The organism is Streptococcus minor DSM 17118, assembly GCF_000377005.1.
GTDB lineage: Bacteria > Bacillota > Bacilli > Lactobacillales > Streptococcaceae > Streptococcus > Streptococcus minor.
In genome coordinates, this window is the sequence record NZ_AQYB01000024.1 from 12246 (window position 1) to 30411 (window position 18166).

At 43.0% G+C, this 18166-nt stretch carries 15 protein-coding genes; 4 read left to right on the forward strand and 11 right to left on the reverse strand.

The genetic code is table 11. The features are described from left to right. The first annotated feature begins 204 nt into the window (after nucleotides 1–204). Nucleotides 205–2967 carry an LTA synthase family protein gene (locus F602_RS0101700; protein WP_018166230.1) on the forward strand — a complete coding sequence of 921 codons (2763 nt, stop codon included), beginning with the start codon at nucleotides 205–207 and terminating at the stop codon, nucleotides 2965–2967. A gap of 134 nt (nucleotides 2968–3101) precedes the next feature. Here the strand turns inward: F602_RS0101700 and F602_RS0101705 are convergent, their stop codons facing one another. The 4 genes from F602_RS0101705 to F602_RS0101720 form a co-directional block, all read right to left on the reverse strand. Beyond that, nucleotides 3102–3917 (reverse strand): Cof-type HAD-IIB family hydrolase, encoded by an 816-nt coding sequence (locus F602_RS0101705; protein ID WP_018166231.1) that lies wholly within the window; start codon nucleotides 3915–3917, stop codon nucleotides 3102–3104. Continuing rightward, nucleotides 3917–4759 (reverse strand): Cof-type HAD-IIB family hydrolase, encoded by an 843-nt coding sequence (locus tag F602_RS0101710; RefSeq protein WP_026183254.1) that lies wholly within the window; start codon nucleotides 4757–4759, stop codon nucleotides 3917–3919. Before F602_RS0101710 ends, F602_RS0101705 begins: the two co-directional genes overlap by 1 nt. A gap of 20 nt (nucleotides 4760–4779) precedes the next feature. Further along, the gene (locus F602_RS0101715; RefSeq protein WP_018166233.1) at nucleotides 4780–6057 is read right to left on the reverse strand and encodes a CapA family protein; all 1278 of its coding nucleotides are present in this window, start codon (nucleotides 6055–6057) and stop codon (nucleotides 4780–4782) included. Nucleotides 6058–6431: 374 nt separating this feature from the next. After that, nucleotides 6432–7367 (reverse strand): dihydroorotate oxidase, encoded by a 936-nt coding sequence (locus tag F602_RS0101720; protein WP_018166234.1) that lies wholly within the window; start codon nucleotides 7365–7367, stop codon nucleotides 6432–6434. A gap of 213 nt (nucleotides 7368–7580) precedes the next feature. Between F602_RS0101720 and gdhA the strand changes: the two genes are divergently transcribed. Continuing rightward, the gene (gdhA, locus tag F602_RS0101725; RefSeq protein ID WP_018166235.1) at nucleotides 7581–8927 is read left to right on the forward strand and encodes an NADP-specific glutamate dehydrogenase; all 1347 of its coding nucleotides are present in this window, start codon (nucleotides 7581–7583) and stop codon (nucleotides 8925–8927) included. 80 nt (nucleotides 8928–9007) lie between these two features. Here the strand turns inward: gdhA and F602_RS0101730 are convergent, their stop codons facing one another. The 3 genes from F602_RS0101730 to trxA form a co-directional block, all read right to left on the reverse strand. Next, complete coding sequence (locus tag F602_RS0101730) at nucleotides 9008–9859, reverse strand: mechanosensitive ion channel family protein (protein ID WP_018166236.1); 852 nt, start codon at nucleotides 9857–9859, stop codon at nucleotides 9008–9010. Nucleotides 9860–9951: 92 nt separating this feature from the next. Continuing rightward, nucleotides 9952–10893: a peptide-methionine (R)-S-oxide reductase MsrB gene (gene msrB, locus F602_RS0101735; RefSeq protein ID WP_026183255.1), complete on the reverse strand. Its 942-nt coding sequence runs from the start codon at nucleotides 10891–10893 to the stop codon at nucleotides 9952–9954. A 56-nt stretch (nucleotides 10894–10949) separates the two neighbouring features. Beyond that, nucleotides 10950–11264 (reverse strand): thioredoxin, encoded by a 315-nt coding sequence (gene trxA, locus F602_RS0101740; protein ID WP_018166238.1) that lies wholly within the window; start codon nucleotides 11262–11264, stop codon nucleotides 10950–10952. Nucleotides 11265–11403: 139 nt separating this feature from the next. On the opposite strand from trxA, the gene F602_RS0101745 reads away from it, so the two are divergent. Further along, complete coding sequence (locus F602_RS0101745; protein ID WP_018166239.1) at nucleotides 11404–11898, forward strand: glutathione peroxidase; 495 nt, start codon at nucleotides 11404–11406, stop codon at nucleotides 11896–11898. Nucleotides 11899–11935: 37 nt separating this feature from the next. Here the strand turns inward: F602_RS0101745 and F602_RS0101750 are convergent, their stop codons facing one another. From F602_RS0101750 to treR, 4 genes are read right to left on the reverse strand one after another with little or no spacing between them, the layout of a single operon-like run. Beyond that, entirely contained in the window at nucleotides 11936–14269 is a 2334-nt protein-coding gene (locus F602_RS0101750; protein WP_026183256.1) for an endonuclease MutS2, read from the reverse strand. A 40-nt stretch (nucleotides 14270–14309) separates the two neighbouring features. After that, nucleotides 14310–14855, reverse strand: a complete 546-nt coding sequence (locus tag F602_RS0101755; protein ID WP_018166241.1) for a CvpA family protein — start codon at nucleotides 14853–14855, stop codon at nucleotides 14310–14312. Then, on the reverse strand, nucleotides 14852–15163 hold the full coding sequence (locus F602_RS0101760; RefSeq protein WP_018166242.1) for a hypothetical protein: 312 nt from the start codon (nucleotides 15161–15163) through the stop codon (nucleotides 14852–14854). The genes F602_RS0101755 and F602_RS0101760 overlap by 4 nt, the downstream gene beginning before the upstream one ends. A gap of 59 nt (nucleotides 15164–15222) precedes the next feature. Beyond that, nucleotides 15223–15936 carry a trehalose operon repressor gene (gene treR, locus F602_RS0101765; protein WP_026183257.1) on the reverse strand — a complete coding sequence of 238 codons (714 nt, stop codon included), beginning with the start codon at nucleotides 15934–15936 and terminating at the stop codon, nucleotides 15223–15225. A gap of 170 nt (nucleotides 15937–16106) precedes the next feature. On the opposite strand from treR, the gene treP reads away from it, so the two are divergent. Next, nucleotides 16107–18131: a PTS system trehalose-specific EIIBC component gene (gene treP, locus F602_RS0101770; protein WP_018166244.1), complete on the forward strand. Its 2025-nt coding sequence runs from the start codon at nucleotides 16107–16109 to the stop codon at nucleotides 18129–18131. Nucleotides 18132–18166 lie beyond the last annotated feature (35 nt).

Here is an 18166-nt window from a genome sequence, read left to right on the forward strand (position 1 = left end):
AAAGTTCTTTTCCACAGATTAGTTTACAAAAAATGGACAAAACTGTAAAGGAATACTAGATCATAAAAAGAGAAGCCTCAACTGCCTTTATCTGTTCTGTGTATACGAACCCTACCCTTAGATTTCATTTTCTGAACTTTATTTTCGGGTCAAATCGTGATATAGTATAGAAGATTGAAAAACGAAACTTACAAAGGACGAGATATGAAAAAGAGTCGGACAAAGACTAGCATGAGTTTTCACACGCGCGCACGAGCATTCAAAAATGCTATTCACCATTCAAAAGCCTATCAATGGCTCAGTCGCCAAATCTGGTGGAGATGGCTAAACTCCCAAAAAAGGACCGTCTTTGCCATCCTGGCTATTTTGGCTTTTGCTGGCTATGCCTTTCTCATCCGAAATGAACTAACTGTCGGCGAAAATAACGGTAATATCAAGTTTGTCGCCATCAAATCTAAGGATCCTCAATCAAATGGTTACAAGGAAAACATCCGCACCAACCTCACCATCAACGGCAATATCCCTGATACAAACACTTTCATACGGAATGAATGGGGGGAATACGGCGGAGGAATTCCCATTCCAATCTACGTCGCTGATGCGGAAAAAACTGAAAATCAGACCTTAGAAATCCAGCACAATGGTCCCATTAAAAGCCTACATTTTGAATACAGTAGCTATGATATCGGTGGATTTCTCCAAGTGTATCTAGACGATGTCCTCTATACACAAATCAATACTTACAACAGTAAAGAGCTGGTGTATAAACCAATCACTCTAACCTTCGAACAACATTATGCCATCACCAAAGCCAACAGTATATGGTGGGTTCAACTAGCTCTGTTTGCTCTCTTATTGTTGAGTTTCTTGACGAAAAAAGGGCGCACAAAAGAGAACAACAAGGACAGTTTCTTTTTCCACATCCTCTGGGGAACTGCATTCTATTTTCTGGCGATAGGTAGCTTAAAATCAGCCTTTCAGTACGGAGATACAAAAGAATTTTACCTATTTAATACCTTTGTCTCTCCTTCTATTCTCTCTGCTCTATTGATTTGCTTCATTGTTCTCTCTATCCTCGTTAAAATCCAACTGCCTAAACTCAGGGCTTTCCGCTTAGGTTGGCTGGCGCAAGGCTACTATTTTTTCCTCACTGCACTCGCTCCTTTTGTCGGACTTTATTTGATAGAGACGGCCTATTCCATTTTCAGCATTGAGCACCTGAGCATGGGAGACTACCAGGCTAATATTTTGATTTTGGTCATCATTTGGCTAACCTTGGCCCTCCTCACAACCTCTATCCGTGCAGCTAGTTTTATCTTGGTAGCTCTGAGTATGGTGGTGGGAATGGTAACCAAAATCCTTCTCATCGCCCGAAATATGCCCCTCCTTTCCTATCACTTCTTACAAATCAGAGATGGGTTGAGCGTTGCTGGAGATACTGATTTCCACTTTACCAGTAGCATGTTTGGTTTGATTTTGGTTTGCTGGCTTTACCTGATTAGCATAGCTTTTCTACCAGCATTTAGCCAACTCTTTAACTTTTCAGTCATCGCCCAACGTCTTTCTCTCTGGAAAACCTATACAGGTAAGTATTCTTCCTTCCAGAGAAAACTGATACATAAGGTCGTTCTCATTAGTATGGGATTCATCAGCCTTTTCTTCCTAGCTAAACCAGCGATTTATGCCGTTGCCAATAGTGTCGAACTCTCTCTCTATTTCTGGACTATGCAGAGTACTTATTATGACCATGGTCTTCCAGTTGCCTTGACACGTTACCATATCGCATCACAAATAAAAAAACCGAAAGGTTATTCCAAGCAAGTAGCCAAAGAGGTTTTAGCAAGCTACCCTCGCACAACTGAACAGACTACTAAACAACCCAATATCATCTTGATTCAAAATGAATCGCTAACCGACTACTCGCAATTAACCAATCTACAATTTTCATCTGATCCCTTGCAATTCATGCACTCTCTGGATAAAAATGCTATCAAGGGAAATCTGTTGGTTTCTGTCTTTGCAGGCAGTACCGCCAATACCGAATACGAAGTTCTAACTAGCAACAGCTTGGCTATTTTGCCACCCAATTCTTTCCCTTTCCAACAGCTGGTCTCTTCGCCTAGAAATAGTGTCGTCAACTATCTCAACCATCAGGGCTACTCTTCCTATGCCTTTCATCCCTATGGAAAGGACAACTACCGCCGCAGTCAAGTCTTTGGATACTTTGGTTTTGACCAATCCTACTTTGAAAACTCAAGTCCAGCTTTTCAAGATTTAGTACCCAATCCTGAGAGGCTGCGTGGCTATATCAGTGACCAAGCTCTTTACCAAGGTAGTTTGAAATTAATAGAAGAAAATGAAGACCCTGTCTTTAACTTTGTCGTGACCATGCAGGGACATGGAGGATATAGCAATAGCGAAGCTGAGTTTCCGCGGACCATCTCAATCACAAATGCGGAAAATGATGCATCTGCCACAGATTTCCTATCCAGCGTTGATGCTTCAGACGAGGCTTTTGAGAACCTGGTAACCTCACTGTCTACTCATGATGAGCCTACCATCGTCATCATGTACGGAGATCACCAACCAATCTTGACGGATGGGTATTTCAAACCCTATCTAGATGCTAGTGACCCAGGCTCTCGCTTCCAAACTCCTTTTATTATGTGGGCAAACTTTGACTTGCCACAAACAGAAGAAACAACCATTAGTCCGAACTACTTGGTTCCTTATCTCATGCAGATCCTCTCTAAAACAGAGCATGCACTGCCACAATCTTCCTACTATCAATTCTTATCCAATATCCAGGCGGAAATCCCTGTTATGACAACCTGGGGCTACTACGATGCCAATTACAACTACTCTGAAAAAGCTCCTATTTCTGAGCTCTATCAGCAATATCAGTATCTAGAATACAACAATGTTGTTGAAAAGGATTCCATTGACTGGAAAGAATACTATCAATAGGCATATGGCTGAGACAAAAATTTCATTTCATATACAAAAAATGAACAAAGCAGGATATTGCTTGTTCATTTTTTATTTTCATTGATAAGAAATAATTTTAAAAATCAAATGCTATTTGTCCCAAGTGCATATGTTTATTGGAGTACGAACTCTTCCAGATAAAGCGAGACACCTTGATGACTGCTGGTTTCCGTGACTGCATCTGCTACTTCTTGGACAGCTTTAGGAGCATTTCCCATAGCTACTCCAACTCCGGCAATCTCCAACATGGACACATCATTAAAATGATCTCCAAATGCCAAGGTTTGCTCTATGGACAAACTATAGAGTCCGGCCAGCAGCTCCAAGGCATGCCCCTTGGAAACAGAACGGTTGGTGATTTCTAGATAGTTTGCTTTGGACAGGTAACAGGCTATGTCAGGCAAATCTTGCTCTTCTAAATAAGTCAAAAGACGGCTAATATCCAGTTCCTCACCGATCATTAAAAACTTGTGAACAACCGGTCTTTGAGCCAAAAATTCCTCAAAATCCGTCAGCAAAGGTGTTTCACCAGTAATGCTAGCTTCCAACTCTATCCAAGGACTATCTTGTGCCACATGCCAGTTTGTACCAGCATACAGGCCTATGGAAACATCAGGACAATATCGCCGAATCATCTGGATCAAGGTCTCCACATCAGCTGCTTCAATAGGAATTTCTTGTAGAACTTGAAACTCCTCATCTTCAAAACGGCCTATTAAGGCCCCATTGTATGCAACTAGTGGTGCATCTAGTTCTAGAGCCTCTTGAATCGGCCTAATCCCTTGAGGAGAACGAGCTGAAGCCAAACAAAATGGAATATCTCTCTGAGTTAATAAGTTTAGATTTTTCTTTAGACGTCCATCGAGCTGATGGTGTTGATCCAAGATAGTGCCATCAATATCACTGAGAATCAAACGAATACGCTCCATCAAAACCTCCTCTTTGTTCTTGACAAATAGGCCTCTATACTGGTCAAAACAGAGGCTTGACTATGGTGAGGGATATGAAATTTGGCTGCCGCCTTAGCAGCAGGGCTGGCATTGTCGACCGCATAAGAATGGTGAGCTAAATTGAGCATCTCAATATCGTTGTCATTATCCCCAAAGGCCATCACCTGACTAGAATCAATCCCCAAGGGAGCCATAATCTGTTGCAAGCCCCAGGCCTTATGAGTACCTATTGGCATCAAATCAATACTTCCGTAGCCACTAGTTACTGCAACGAGCTTACCTGCAAAAACCTGATTGAAAGCCGCCACCACACGAGAGACCTTTTCTTCTGTCACCCAGAGTCCCATCTTATAAAAAATATCTCGTTCAGGGAAGTCTGTGATGTCCGGCAGATAGGTCAGACGCGATAAGAAAGCAGCCATTTGGCTTGGTTCAATGGCCAAAAGGTCAGCAAAAGGCTGACCCGCCCCTTGAGCCATATAAATCTTTTCATCATGAGCCAACATGAAGCAATATTCTCTAACCCCATCTTGTAGATAGTCTATCACCTCTCGGATAAGAGAGTGGGATAGAGACTGGCGATAGAGTGTCTGACCGTTTTGGTAAATATGTCCGCCATTTTCAGCCACAAAGGTCAGACGCTCCTCAAATCCTCGAAAAATCCGAAGTAGGCGATCCATTCCATTGCCACTAGCTACAACAAAGGGAATATCACGTTTTTCCAACTCCGTCAAAACAGTATCGAAACGACGGCGATCAAAACCTCCCTTTTCGTCCAAAAAAGTTCCATCCATATCCGTTGCAATCAGTTTAATGGTCATGGTCATCCTTTCTAGCTCTGTTACCAATTTAAGTTCATCAAGTCGTTCATCTCCTGATAAGCTGTATCCACTCTAAGTTGAGTGGCTTCATCTAGTTGGTTACGATACTGACCACCTTCGATAAAGTCTTCCAAAATATAGGTCTGGTAGCTATAGAGTGGCTGGCCATTTTCAGCATAGCGTCCATTGGCCACTCGATTGACCCAAGTTGGTCGAGCATGTGCAGTCTGAATTGTGGTTCTACCGTCTTTTTTCTCGATCGTCACATCCATCAGCACACCTCGCTCAGTCCATTGAGCAGTAGGTACTCCATCCATAGTTTCTATCCGCTGGTTTGAGATGAAATTTCCCATGGAATAAACAATCAGCTTGCGTTGACCATCTTTTTCGACTACTTCAGTTGGCTCCGCAACATGAGGGTGTCCTCCAAAAACTAGATCAGCGCCCCATTCCACCATCTGGCGATAGAGAGTTTGCTGGTCCTGAGTGGGTTCTAACTGATACTCCACACCCATTTGCGGCATGACAATCGTAATATCTGCCTCTTTTTCTGCCTGCTCAATCTCCAGCTGCATTTTTTCTAAGTTTAAATCGGACAAGTAGCGTTCATACTCTTCTTGAGTCAAGTTTCCTTCCATGCCATTAAAACCATAAGCATAGGCCAAAATAGCTACCTTAATGCCATTGATTTCACGAATTTGAAGTGGTGCGACTCCGCGATTTCCTTCAGGATAGACCCCTACAACCCCAATCCCTGCATCCGTAAATGCCTTGGAAGTTGAAATGAGTCCAGATAATTGCGAATCTAAAATATGGTTATGAGCCAAATCCACCATATCATAGCCAGCTGCCTCTATCGCTGTTACCACATCAGCAGGGGCATTAAATAGAGGGTAGCCTGCCAAGGGAAAGTCTGGGGAGATTGTCCCTTCAAAGTCTGCTATAGCCAAGTCAGCCTGTTCAATCCAAGGCTTGACATAGGTAAAATTCTCACTAAAATCATAGGAACCATCTTCTTGCTTGGCACTCATGTAGAGCAGGTCATGATAAAGAAGGTCCCCGTGAGCCATAATTCGAGCTGTCTTATCTTTTCTTTCTTGTTGCGTACCCTTATCAGGAGCTGAACTCCTCTGACTGGTTTGACTACTTGGATTCTCGGTTGAACGCAAACCATGGTTAAATAAAAGGTAAATCGAACCCAAAAAACTAAGAACCAAAAGAACGCCAGCTGCCCAGACGCCCCATCTTCTTTTTTGGTACCGTTTTCTTTTTCCAATGCGGTCATTTCTTCTTTTCATTATACTCTCCTTGTTTCTTAATTAGTATAAGCTTTTTTCCAGTAAAAATCTAGGGGATTTGAGAAATCCCTTTAGAAAACTTCCCTAAATTAGAGCCAATTACCTTGAAGCTATCCCACATCTCTGTGAATCATTTATTCAACATCACAAGAGTCAAAAGAACGTCAAATCCAGTGTGCACAGAAAAAAAGTTCTTTTTTGAAGATAAGACAGCAAGTTTTTTATAAACTGTAGAAGCAAGCCCTATTGCCAGTAGCCTACAAAACAATTCCTCATTTTCATTGTTGCTGAAATAGGACAAAAAAGGTTTGCAAGCCACTAGTGCCCACAAACCTTCTTTTAAAATAAACATGCCTAGGCTAAAGTCGCTAGATTTATTCTATGTACTGCAATTTCCCACGGAAGTCATCCAATTTCTCATAACCCTTCTCTGCCATGATCGTCTTGAGTTCTTCTGTAATCCGCTGGAAAGACTCCATACCTTCTTTTTGCAAAGTAGTTCCTAGCTGAACCATACTCGCACCACAAAGAATGTGCTCAAAGGCATCACGACCTGTCAACACACCACCTGTTCCAATAATCTGAATTTCTGGTTTGAGTCGTTGATAAAAAGCATGGACATTGGCCAAGGCAGTCGGTTTAATGTACTCTCCACCAATGCCTCCAAAACCATTTTTAGGCTTGATGACGACAGATTCATCCTCGATATATAGTCCATTTCCAATCGAGTTGACACAGTTAACAAAACGTAAAGGAAATTGATTGAAGATGGCTGCTGCTTGGTCAAAATGAACAATATCAAAATAAGGAGGTAGCTTAATCCCCAAAGGTTTCGTGAAATACTGAAAAACTTCTGAGAGAATCTGTTCTGTCATCTCAAAATCATAGGCGATCTGTGGTTTTCCGGGAACATTGGGGCAGGACAGATTGAGCTCAACCAAGCCGTTAAAATTACTTGCTTCTACCTGTTTTAGGATTGTATGGGTCTCATTCGGCGACATACCAACTAGAGAAAGGAAAAAGGTCCGTTCTGGCTCACGCTCCTGCAATTCCAAGAGGTAGTCCAAATAATATGTCAAGCCCTGATTAGGAAGCCCCATAGAATTGATGGAACCCAGAGGGACATTTTGGTACCTAGGTTCTGGATTACCAGCTCGATAGTCTAAGGTTGCTGTCTTGGTTACAAAAGTTCCGGCAACCGAGTCCTTGACCTCCTCTAACTCTTCCTTGGTCATACACCAAACTCCTGCTGCATTCATGAGGCAGTTGTCAAATTCAAAATCTCCCAGAACTGTTTTTGTCGAAACCATCGTCTTCCTCCGTTTTTTTCTTTCTATTATAGCATAAATTTGATTCTTTCATGCTTTTTCCCGAACTTTTCTATCCTTTCATATACTGATACGCAGCTTTCTAAACATTTCGCTTTTTTTGCTTTACATTTGGAAATCATGGTGTTATAATAATCAACAGATATATTAAATTGTCAGACAATTTAATAAATAAACATTACAAGAGGTGCTCTTATGACAACAGCAAAAGCCTATATTCAATCTTCTTTTGAAGCAGTAAAAGCCCGCAACCCGCACGAAACAGAGTTTCTTCAGGCGGTGGAAGAATTGTTTGCCACCTTGGAGCCAGTCTTTGAAGCTCATCCAGAATACATCACAGAAAACATCCTAGCGCGTATCGTTGAACCAGAACGCATCATCAGCTTCCGTGTACCGTGGACTGACAAAGACGGTAATGTCCAAGTAAACCGTGGTTACCGTGTCCAGTTCAACTCAGCCGTTGGTCCATATAAAGGCGGACTTCGTTTCCACCCAACTGTCAACCAATCCATTTTAAAATTCCTTGGTTTTGAACAAATCTTTAAAAATGTCTTGACTGGTTTACCAATCGGTGGTGGTAAGGGGGGGTCAGACTTTGACCCGAAAGGCAAGACAGATGCTGAAATCATGCGTTTCTGCCAAAGTTTCATGACTGAACTGCAAAAATACATCGGTCCCTCGCTCGACGTTCCTGCTGGTGATATCGGTGTTGGTGGTCGTGAAATTGGTTACATGTATGGCCAATACAAACGCCTTCGCCAATTTGATGCAGGGGTCCTCACTGGTAAACCAATCAACTTTGGTGGCTCCCTCATCCGTCCGGAAGCAACAGGATACGGCCTGGTTTACTTCACAGACAATATGCTCCAAGCTAATGACAAATCCTTTAAAGACCAGACCGTTCTCATCTCTGGTTCAGGTAATGTAGCCCAATTCGCTGTCCAAAAAGCCACTGAACTTGGAGCTAAGGTCATCTCTGTTTCTGATTCAAATGGCTATGTCATCGATGAAACAGGCATCGACTTTGACCTCCTCTGTGACGTGAAAAACAATCGCCGCGCTCGCTTGACCGAATATGCCGCTGAAAAAACGACAGCTCAATACTTTGAAGGTTCTGTCTGGAACTACGACGGTCATGTCGACATCGCCCTGCCATGTGCCACTCAAAATGAAATCGACGGCAGCAAAGCTGCCAATCTCATCAAAAATGGCGTTTACTGTGTGGCCGAAGGTGCCAACATGCCATCAAACCTAGATGCCATAAAGACCTACAAAGAAAATAATGTCCTCTACGGTTTGGCTAAAGCTGCTAATGCAGGAGGCGTAGCCGTATCTGCCCTTGAAATGAGTCAAAACAGTCTCCGCCTTTCATGGACTCGTGAAGAAGTAGACGGTCGCCTCAAGGATATTATGGCCAACATCTTTGAAACAGCCAAAACAACCGCAGAAAAATACAACCTCGGTACAGATTACCTAGCAGGCGCCAACATCGCAGCCTTCGAACGGATTGCTGACACCATGATTGCCCAAGGTTTGGTGTAACCATAAAGAAAAGAACTCGTTTTTGAATAACACCTTTAGGTGAAGTTCAAAAACGAGCTCTTTTTATTAATAGCCGAAAATTATTTCTTATTGCCTAGCATGATGCTGACTTGGGGCAACTCAATCCCAGCCTGAACCAAGGCCTCCTGGTAGAGACCATAGAAGGTATGATAAATATGATTTTGCTGGCCATTTTCAACCATAAACTGAATACGGTAAGAAAATTGTCCATTAGGTGAGGCCTGCGCACCTAGGATCAAGCAGTCCTTGATAACAGGATAATCTGACAGATACCGATCGTTTACTGCTCCAATCACTTGAGCCACCTTCTCCAAGTCTACCATTGGTGAGAGAGGGAGGTCAATTTGCGCCCGCATATTGCCACGTGATTTATTACTAACCACTAAAATGTTGCGATTTGGTATAAAGTGCAGGGTGCCATCCGCATCCCGAACCTGAGTAGTTCGGATACCGACACTGACAATCGTGCCCTCAATGGTGATTGGACCATTGGTCAAACAAACCATATCTCCTACATCAAATTGATGTTCAATGAGAATAAAGAAGCCATTGACCAGATCGGATAAGAAACCTTGAGCTCCTAAACCTATCGCAACCCCAGCAATTCCAGCACCAGCTAATAAGCTAGATACAGGTAACCCTAAAATGCTCAACATCCAGTAAATCAGGATAAAGTATAGAGCATAATTGAGCATATTTTCCACTAGGCGCATGATGGTCTTCTGCCGCCCCTGATCCTGATTGGCTAGTTTCAATGAAGAGGTCAAGAGTTTCTTGATAGAGAAGTGGACTATCTTTTTGGCTAGGAAAAATACAATACAAAGCAAAAGAAGGGATAAGGCTTTGCTAAAAAAGGAAAGGAGTAACGCATCCAGATTAAACTGGGAAAAGTATTTTTGTAAAAAAGTCATATTATTCTTTCTGCATTCAGTTCATTTTTCCATTATTATAACAAAAATTTTTGCAAAAAGGTCCGAGAAAACCATCTCGAACCTTTTTCTGTTTATATTTCTAGAAGACTTAAAAAACCACCATAGCCTGCTGATTCCATCTCCTCGCGAGGAATAAAGCGTAGGGCTGCCGAATTGATACAGTAGCGCAGACCTCCCCTATCGCTAGGGCCATCATCAAAAACATGGCCTAAGTGAGCATGGCCTGCTCGGCTTTTAACTTCAATCCGATTCATACCGTGGGATAGATCTTGAACATAAAGAGCTACTTCTTTGGAGATAGGTTTGGTAAAGGAAGGCCAACCGCATCCCGAATCAAACTTATCTGTTGAGAGAAAGAGCGGCTCACCTGTCGTAATATCCACATAAATTCCTGCCTCATCGTTTTCCCAGAAAGCATTGGCAAAGGGCCTTTCAGTCGCTGCTTCCTGTGTCACAGCATACTGCTCAGGAGTCAAATCAGCTCGTAACTGCGCATCAGCTGGTTTTTGGTAGTCCTTTGCATCAATGACTGGAATTTGAGACTGACTAACATCGATATGGCAATAGCCTGTAGGGTTTTTCTTCAGATAATCTTGATGATACTCTTCTGCATCGATGAAATGCCGTAAGGGCTCTAACTCTACAGCCAAGGAACCACGCCCAAACTGCTCCTCTTGCTGGGTCATGACTGCTTGAATTTCTGCTAAATCAGCCTCCTCTGTATAATAGATACCCGTCCGATATTGGCGACCCTTATCTGGCCCCTGCTGGTTGATAGAAAAAGGATCAATCACTCGGAAATAGTAGAGTAAGACTTCCCGTAGTTGAATCACTTCTGGAGCATAACGAACCAAGACTGTTTCTGCATGATCTGTCTGCTTGAGTAGCTGATAGGAAGTCGTTTCGACCTGACCATTGGCATAACCTACTTGCGTTTCCAAAACGCCTTCAATCTGTGAAAAATATTCTTCCAGACCCCAAAAACAACCACCTGCGAGATAGATTTCTTTGATTGGCATAACCGTTTCCTTTCTTTCAAAAAAAACTCGGATCAAGTCCGAGTTTGTGCTTAGCCGATTTCAGCTAAAATCGCCAAAATTTGTGCTTTTGAGTGGACACCAGCCACTTGCTTCACTACTTGTCCATCTTTTTTGAACATGAGAGTTGGGATAGACATGATGCCAAATTGACGAGCTGTTTCAGGATTTTCATCTACATCCATTTTAAAGATACGCAATTCATCTTCATCCACTTCTGAAGCTAGCTGTTCCAAGATGGGTGCTTGCATGCGACAAGGACCACACCAAGTTGCCCAAAAATCAATCAAGACTACTCCTTCTTTTGTTTCTTCTACAAAGTTTGCATCTGTAATTGCTTGAACCATTATGTTTCTCCGTTTCTACTTATTTGTACTATTATTCTACACCAAAAAGTTTTTTTTTCCAAAAATTTGCTACGGTTTTGAGTGGACGACGACTAGACCAAATGCTAGAATAAAACAAAGATAGCTGAAAGGATATTTTATGACAAGCATTTATCGTTTTAGTGTGCAGGCCCAAGACGGTAGTCTCATCTCCCTCTCTGACTACCGTGGCAAAGTCTTACTGGTGGTCAATACCGCTACCGCATGCGGACTAACACCCCAATACCAAGGTTTACAAGAGCTTTATGATACCTACCAAAAACAGGGGTTTGAGGTACTGGATTTTCCTTGCAACCAGTTTCTTCATCAGGCACCTGGCACTGCTGATGAAATCAATGACTTCTGCAGTCTTCACTACCGAACTACTTTTCCCAGATTTGCCAAAATCAAGGTTAATGGCAAGGAAGCTGACCCTCTATATACCTGGCTCAAATCTGAAAAATCTGGTCCCTTAGGAAAGGCTATCGAATGGAATTTTGCCAAATTTTTGATTGACCGAGAAGGCCATGTTGTCAACCGTTTTTCTGCCAAAACTGCCCCAAAAGACTTAGAAGAAGCTATTCAGAAATGTTTGGTAAACATGATCAACTACTAACATAAAATAGCCATACTCTATATGGCTATTTTGTATTTTATTTAAACGTTACAATCGTACAACCTGAACCGCCTGCATTCTGTGGTGCATAGCCAAATTCCTTTACGTTACGATTGCTGCGGAGGTACTTGGTGACGGCCTCGCGAATAACGCCTGTTCCGATACCATGAACAATGTCGACCTGAGACATGTTGTTGAGGAGGGCCTGGTCAATAAATTCATCCAATTCCTGCATGGCTTCTTCATAGCGCTTGCCACGTAGGTCTAGGCGAGCCCGAGGCCCCTTTCCACTTGTTTTCTTGACAACATGGATTTGTTTCGGTTGTGGCTGATTATCTTTTTCTGCCTTAATAAGACCAAATTCATCGCGTTTTAGAGTCATCTTGATGAGACCGACCTGTGCCTCCCAACGACCATCCTTGAGTTGGTTGATGAGAGTCCCTCGTTGCCCATAAGCTGTTACTAAAATTTCATCTCCCACCTTGGCCGCTCGCTCGGCCTTAGCTTTTTTCAGGACCTTGTTTTTTGATAAATCCACTACATTAGGTGCTAGTTTTTTCAGCTGGCTCTTGGCTTCAATAATCTGATGGGGCTTGAGACTGGCTTGTTCATGGAGGTTTTTGAGAATGTCCTCACTCTCAGACAGAGCCAAGTCTACTATTTCCTGAGCCTCTACTCGAGCCTTGTTGAGAAGATTCTCGCGCTCACGATTGAGTTCATCATAAAGCTTGCGTAGAACACGGTTCATCTTGAGGTTTTCCTGTTCCACATCTCGGATATGGTCCAGGCGTTTACGGCTCTCTACTGTCTGCTTTTCTAAACGCTCGATGACCCGATTGACATCACTATCTGTATCTGTCCAATCCTTAGCTGACTGGATGACGATTTCCGCTAAACCGAGTCTACGAGCAATTTCAAAAGCATTGGATCGTCCAGGAACTCCCTGCATAAAGCGATAAGTCGGACGCAGGCTATCTGTATCAAATTCCATGCTGGCATTCTCCACCTCAGGAGTCTCAATCCCATAGGCCTTGAGCTCTGGGTAATGGGTTGTCGCCATGGTTTTGATGCCACGAAGGCGCAAATCATCTAAGATAGCCATGGCTAAGGACGCCCCCTCTTGTGGATCTGTTCCCGCCCCCAACTCATCAAAGAGAACCAAGGAATTCTCATCCGCATGCTTCATGATTTCCACGATATGGGTCATGTGGCTAGAAAAAGTTGATAAGCTCTGCTCAATTGACTGCTCATCCCCAATATCAGCAAAAATGTTGTTGAAAACAGCTACCCGGCTCCCCTTATCAGCCAAGATAGGCAGACCCGATTGAGCCATCAGATGGGTCAGACCTAAGGTTTTGAGCATGATGGTTTTTCCACCTGTATTGGGACCAGTCATGACAATGACCTTGAGTTGGCTTCCAAAGGTTAAATCATTGGCAACGGGGTTACTAATCAAGGGGTGACGGACATTGAGAAGGGCGATATCTTGCCTATCAGACAAGGCTGGCACAACCGCATCATAAGCACGAGCAAAAAGATGCTTGGCCCGCACTAAATCCAAATGTCCAATAATCCAAGCATTGTTACCAATGATGCCGCTGTGCGGCCTAAGGAGACGTGACATCTCTCGTAAAATCCGAGCAATTTCATGCCGTTCCTCAGCTCGTAAATGAGTAACTTCCTCGTTGAGACTAACCACTGCTCGTGGCTCGATATATACTGTCGAGCCTGAGGATGAAATATCATGAACAATCCCTGCCACTCGGTTGCGGTAGGTATTTTTCACAGGAAGGACATTGCGGCCATTTCTACTGGCCAAAAGGGTGTCCGATAACATATCCGCCTTGGTCTTGAGTAAATCCTGAAGAACTTGGCGAACTTGACTTTCCTTTTCTTGAATCTGGCGACGAATTTTCAGTAATTCTTCACTGGCAAAATCCTCTATAAAACCACCATCATGGACAGCCATCAAGGCTCCTTGCAAATTTGGGAAGGTCTCCATTTTTTCAAAGAGTGTATCTAGCTGTCTTAGTTGGACATTTTCTAGATTGGCATAGAAATCAGCCAGTTCTTTGGAAACAGTTAGCACCCGCTTAACAGCGAGCAATTCGGTGATATTGAGGTCTGCTTCCAAGTCTAGTCGGCGCATAGCCGGACCAATCTCCTGTGTCGCTCCCAGTGTAAAATGAGGATAATGGACAAAGAGATCCGCCATATCCTTTAGCTCATCAAAGGCCTGTTGGATGCGACTGAGCTCTACCATTGGGCCGATGCCCTGTAACTCCTTTTTACCCTGTTCCGTTACTACCAGAGGTTCCAAAAGACTTCGAACCTTATCAAATTCCAAGATTTCTAAAATATTTTTGTTCATCATTTTGATTTCTACTTACTAAAAAGAGCAAGGCTTAGCCTTACCCGATTGTGTTAATAACCCAGAGCTGACGCAGCCATTGGCTAGTCAATGGGGTATTGATAATAGCATTGACAAGGATACTCTTATGCAAGGTGTCTTGGATAAGGGGAATGGGAATGGTCGCTAGAATGGTCAGAGCTAGCTGCAAGGAAACCACTGTCACAAGAACCGATAAAGCTCCACTAATCAAGTTTAACTTAGCCGTATCCGGACTGACAAAACGAACCAGATGCATAAAAATTCCTAGCAAGCGCATGAGCGCATAGACCAAGATATAGATAGTCAAAAATGCAAGTCCTGAGTAAAAAATCTTGTCCAAATCAAAGAGATACTGACTATCAAAGTAATAATTACTGGCACCTTGTGTCGCATTAGCAAAGGGAACCCAGAGATAGAAAACGCTGGCTAATTTCTTATAACTACCAGCTGCGACTAGTAGGGCTAAAATCGAGGAAAAACAGTAGAAGATTTGCAAAACCAATCCACGACTGTAGCCAATATAAAAACTCCATGCTAAGATGAGTAATAAAATGATTGAAATCATACCTTTTCCTCAAGTTCATCTAAATCTACCAAGGTCACATTCTTTTTCAGAACCATTTCCTTGACGTTGGCTAATTCTGCCTCTACTTTAGCATGCTCCATCTCCCGTAATAACTGCACAGACAAAGCATTGATAGCCAAAAGCAGTGCCTTTGTTTCCGCATCCGCATTGGGTAATTTCTCTTCAATAGCCTGATATTTTTCTTGAACCAGACGCTCAATTTCTTCCATAAAGAGGTTATCGTGCTCGGTTGTGAGTGTCAACTGTTTTTTTCCAAATGTAAATTTGTATCGATTTAAGTTCTTCATAAAAATACCTCAAACTTCATTATACCGCAAAAAAACTTTTTTGACTAATAGGAAACGTATCAAAGCGAGTGCTTGCGGCGGGCAAAATCCACGAACTGGAATTTGTCAATTTTGTGCTTGCTTTCAGTATACTGAAATTGTCTTGTATCCCCCAAGTAAACACGAGAACGAATCAGCACTAAATAATCATCTTGATGATCCATGAGTAGGCGCTCTCGCTCAGTTGAAGCCTGAATAGTGATTTCCTTCTGGGCATAGGAAATATCTAAGCCCAACTCCCCCTCTAGGTAAGAATAAATAGAGTTTTCTGCAATCTCCTTGGTCAAGGTGGGGACACAATCTTGAGCCAAATAGTCTAGATCCAAAACAGAAATAACACCATCAATAGATCGTGTCCGTAAAACTCTCCAAACCTGACTTCCCTCTGAAAAACCTGTTTGTAAGGCTGTCTGCTCATCCACCGTCAGTAGCTCCAAATCAATCACTCGAGTCTGACTATTTAAGTGTAGTGAATCTACCAACTCCTTATAGGAAGTCAGACCAGATACAGGAAAGTTGAGCAATTCCTGCTTGAGAACCTGAGAACCTCGTCCCTGGACCTTTTGAATCAGGCCTTTTTCCGTCAAAAGTCGAAGGGCTTTTCTAACTGTGTCTCGACTGACTCCGTATTGCTCCTGTAAGTCCTTCTCTGTTGGCAATAAAAATCCAGCCTGGTAACGGCCGTTAGTGATTTTTTCCTGTAAATCATTGAAAATCTCTTGATATTTTTTCATAGCTTCTTTCATTGTTCTGCTTTTTTACATACATAATCTGAACTATTATACCAAAAAAAAATTTTTTTGAAAAAAAGCTTGCATTTTATTTAGAAATCGGTTACAATAATCCTGCAAATGATTTGTACGTACAAATCAAGAAATCTTTTCGTATCTTATAAGGAGACATTATGGGGAAATTTGAAAAAGATGCTAAAGCCCTGCTAGAAGCAGTCGGTGGCAAGGAGAACGTTGCGGCAGTATCTCACTGTGCAACCCGTATGCGTTTCGTCTTAAATGACGACAAGAAGGCCAATGTCAAGGCCATCGAAAACTTGTCAGCAGTAAAAGGTACCTTTACCAATGCTGGTCAGTTCCAAGTTATCATCGGTAACGATGTGCCGATTTTCTACAACGACTTCACTGCCGTTTCAGGTATCGAAGGCGTATCCAAGGAAGCAGCAAAATCCGCTGCCAAGCAAAACCTCAATCCGGTACAGCGTGTCTTGACCATGTTGGCTGAAATTTTCACTCCGATTATCCCAGCTATCATCGTTGGTGGTTTGATTCTTGGTTTCCGTAACGTTTTAGAATCCGTTGGTATGCCATGGTTAGGCCAACAAATTGTTGACGGCGCTAAAGTTTTTGATGTGGATGGTAATCCCGTTTGGAATACCATTACAATGGTTTCTCCGTTCTGGAACGGTGTCAACCACTTCCTTTGGTTGCCTGGTGAGGCAATCTTCCACTTCTTGCCAGTTGGTATCACCTGGTCTGTTTCTCGTAAGATGGGAACGACTCAAATCCTAGGTATTGTCCTTGGTATCTGTTTAGTATCTCCACAGTTGCTCAATGCTTATGCAGTACCAGGTACAGATGCTGCGACCATTGCCAGCGACTGGGTATGGAACTTTGGTTCCTTCACAGTAAACCGTATCGGTTATCAAGCACAGGTTATCCCTGCTCTCTTAGCTGGTCTGAGCTTGTCTTACCTTGAAATCTTCTGGCGCAAACGCATCCCAGAAGTCGTTTCTATGATTTTTGTACCATTCCTATCTCTTCTTCCAGCCCTTATCTTGGCTCACACTGTCCTTGGTCCATTTGGTTGGTGGTTAGGTCAAGGCCTATCATCTATTGTATTGGCTGGTTTGACTGGTCCTCTTAAATGGCTCTTCGGTGCTATCTTTGGTACTCTTTATGCTCCATTCGTTATCACTGGTCTCCACCACATGACCAATGCTATCGACACTCAATTGATTGCAGATGCTGGCGGTACTGGTCTCTGGCCAATGATTGCCCTCTCTAACATCGCTCAAGGTTCAGCTGTTTTGGCTTACTACTTCATGAATCGTCATAACGAGAAAGAAGCGCAAGTTTCCCTTCCAGCTGCAATTTCTGCTTACTTGGGAGTGACTGAGCCTGCCCTCTTCGGGGTCAACGTGAAGTACATTTATCCATTCGTTGCTGGTTTGATTGGTTCAGGTATTGCTGGCCTCCTCTCAACCAGTCTTAACATCACAGCTAACGCCATCGGTGTCGGTGGTCTACCAGGAATCTTGGCTATCAAGGCACAATATTGGTTGCCATTTGTCCTAGCTATGGCTGTTGCAGTTATTATTCCATTCATCTTAACCTTCTTCTTCCGCAAAGCTGGTATCTTGACCAAGGCAGAAGATGAAGCTAAAGCAGACTATGTCGCTACTCCTGCTACAGAAGAAGTGGTTGAAGTGGTTAAAGAAGAGGTTGCTACGGGTGCTACAGTTTCAATCCTCAGCCCACTAACTGGTGAAGCTAAAGAATTAAGCCAAGCTAATGACCCTGTCTTTGCACAAGGCGTGATGGGACAAGGTGTCCTCATCCAACCAAGCGAAGGTAAATTGGTGGCTCCAGTTGACGCTACAGTTTCTGTCCTCTTCCCAACTAAACATGCTGTTGGTTTGGTTTCAACTGAGGGTGTAGAACTACTCATGCACATTGGTATGGATACAGTTAACTTAGAAGGACAAGGATTTACAGCTCATGTTGCTCAAGGCGATAGCGTGAAAGCTGGTGACTTGCTCATCACCTTTGATATCGAAGCGATCAAAGCTGCAGGATACCTAACAGAAACTCCTGTTATCATCACTAACCAAGATGCCTTTGCACCAGCTGACCTTCCTAACCTCCCAACAAGTGTCGTTGCAGGTCAAGCATTGTTGGCAGCTGTTAAAAAATAAAACTTAGAAACTAAACAGGCCTGGCACATCCCTAT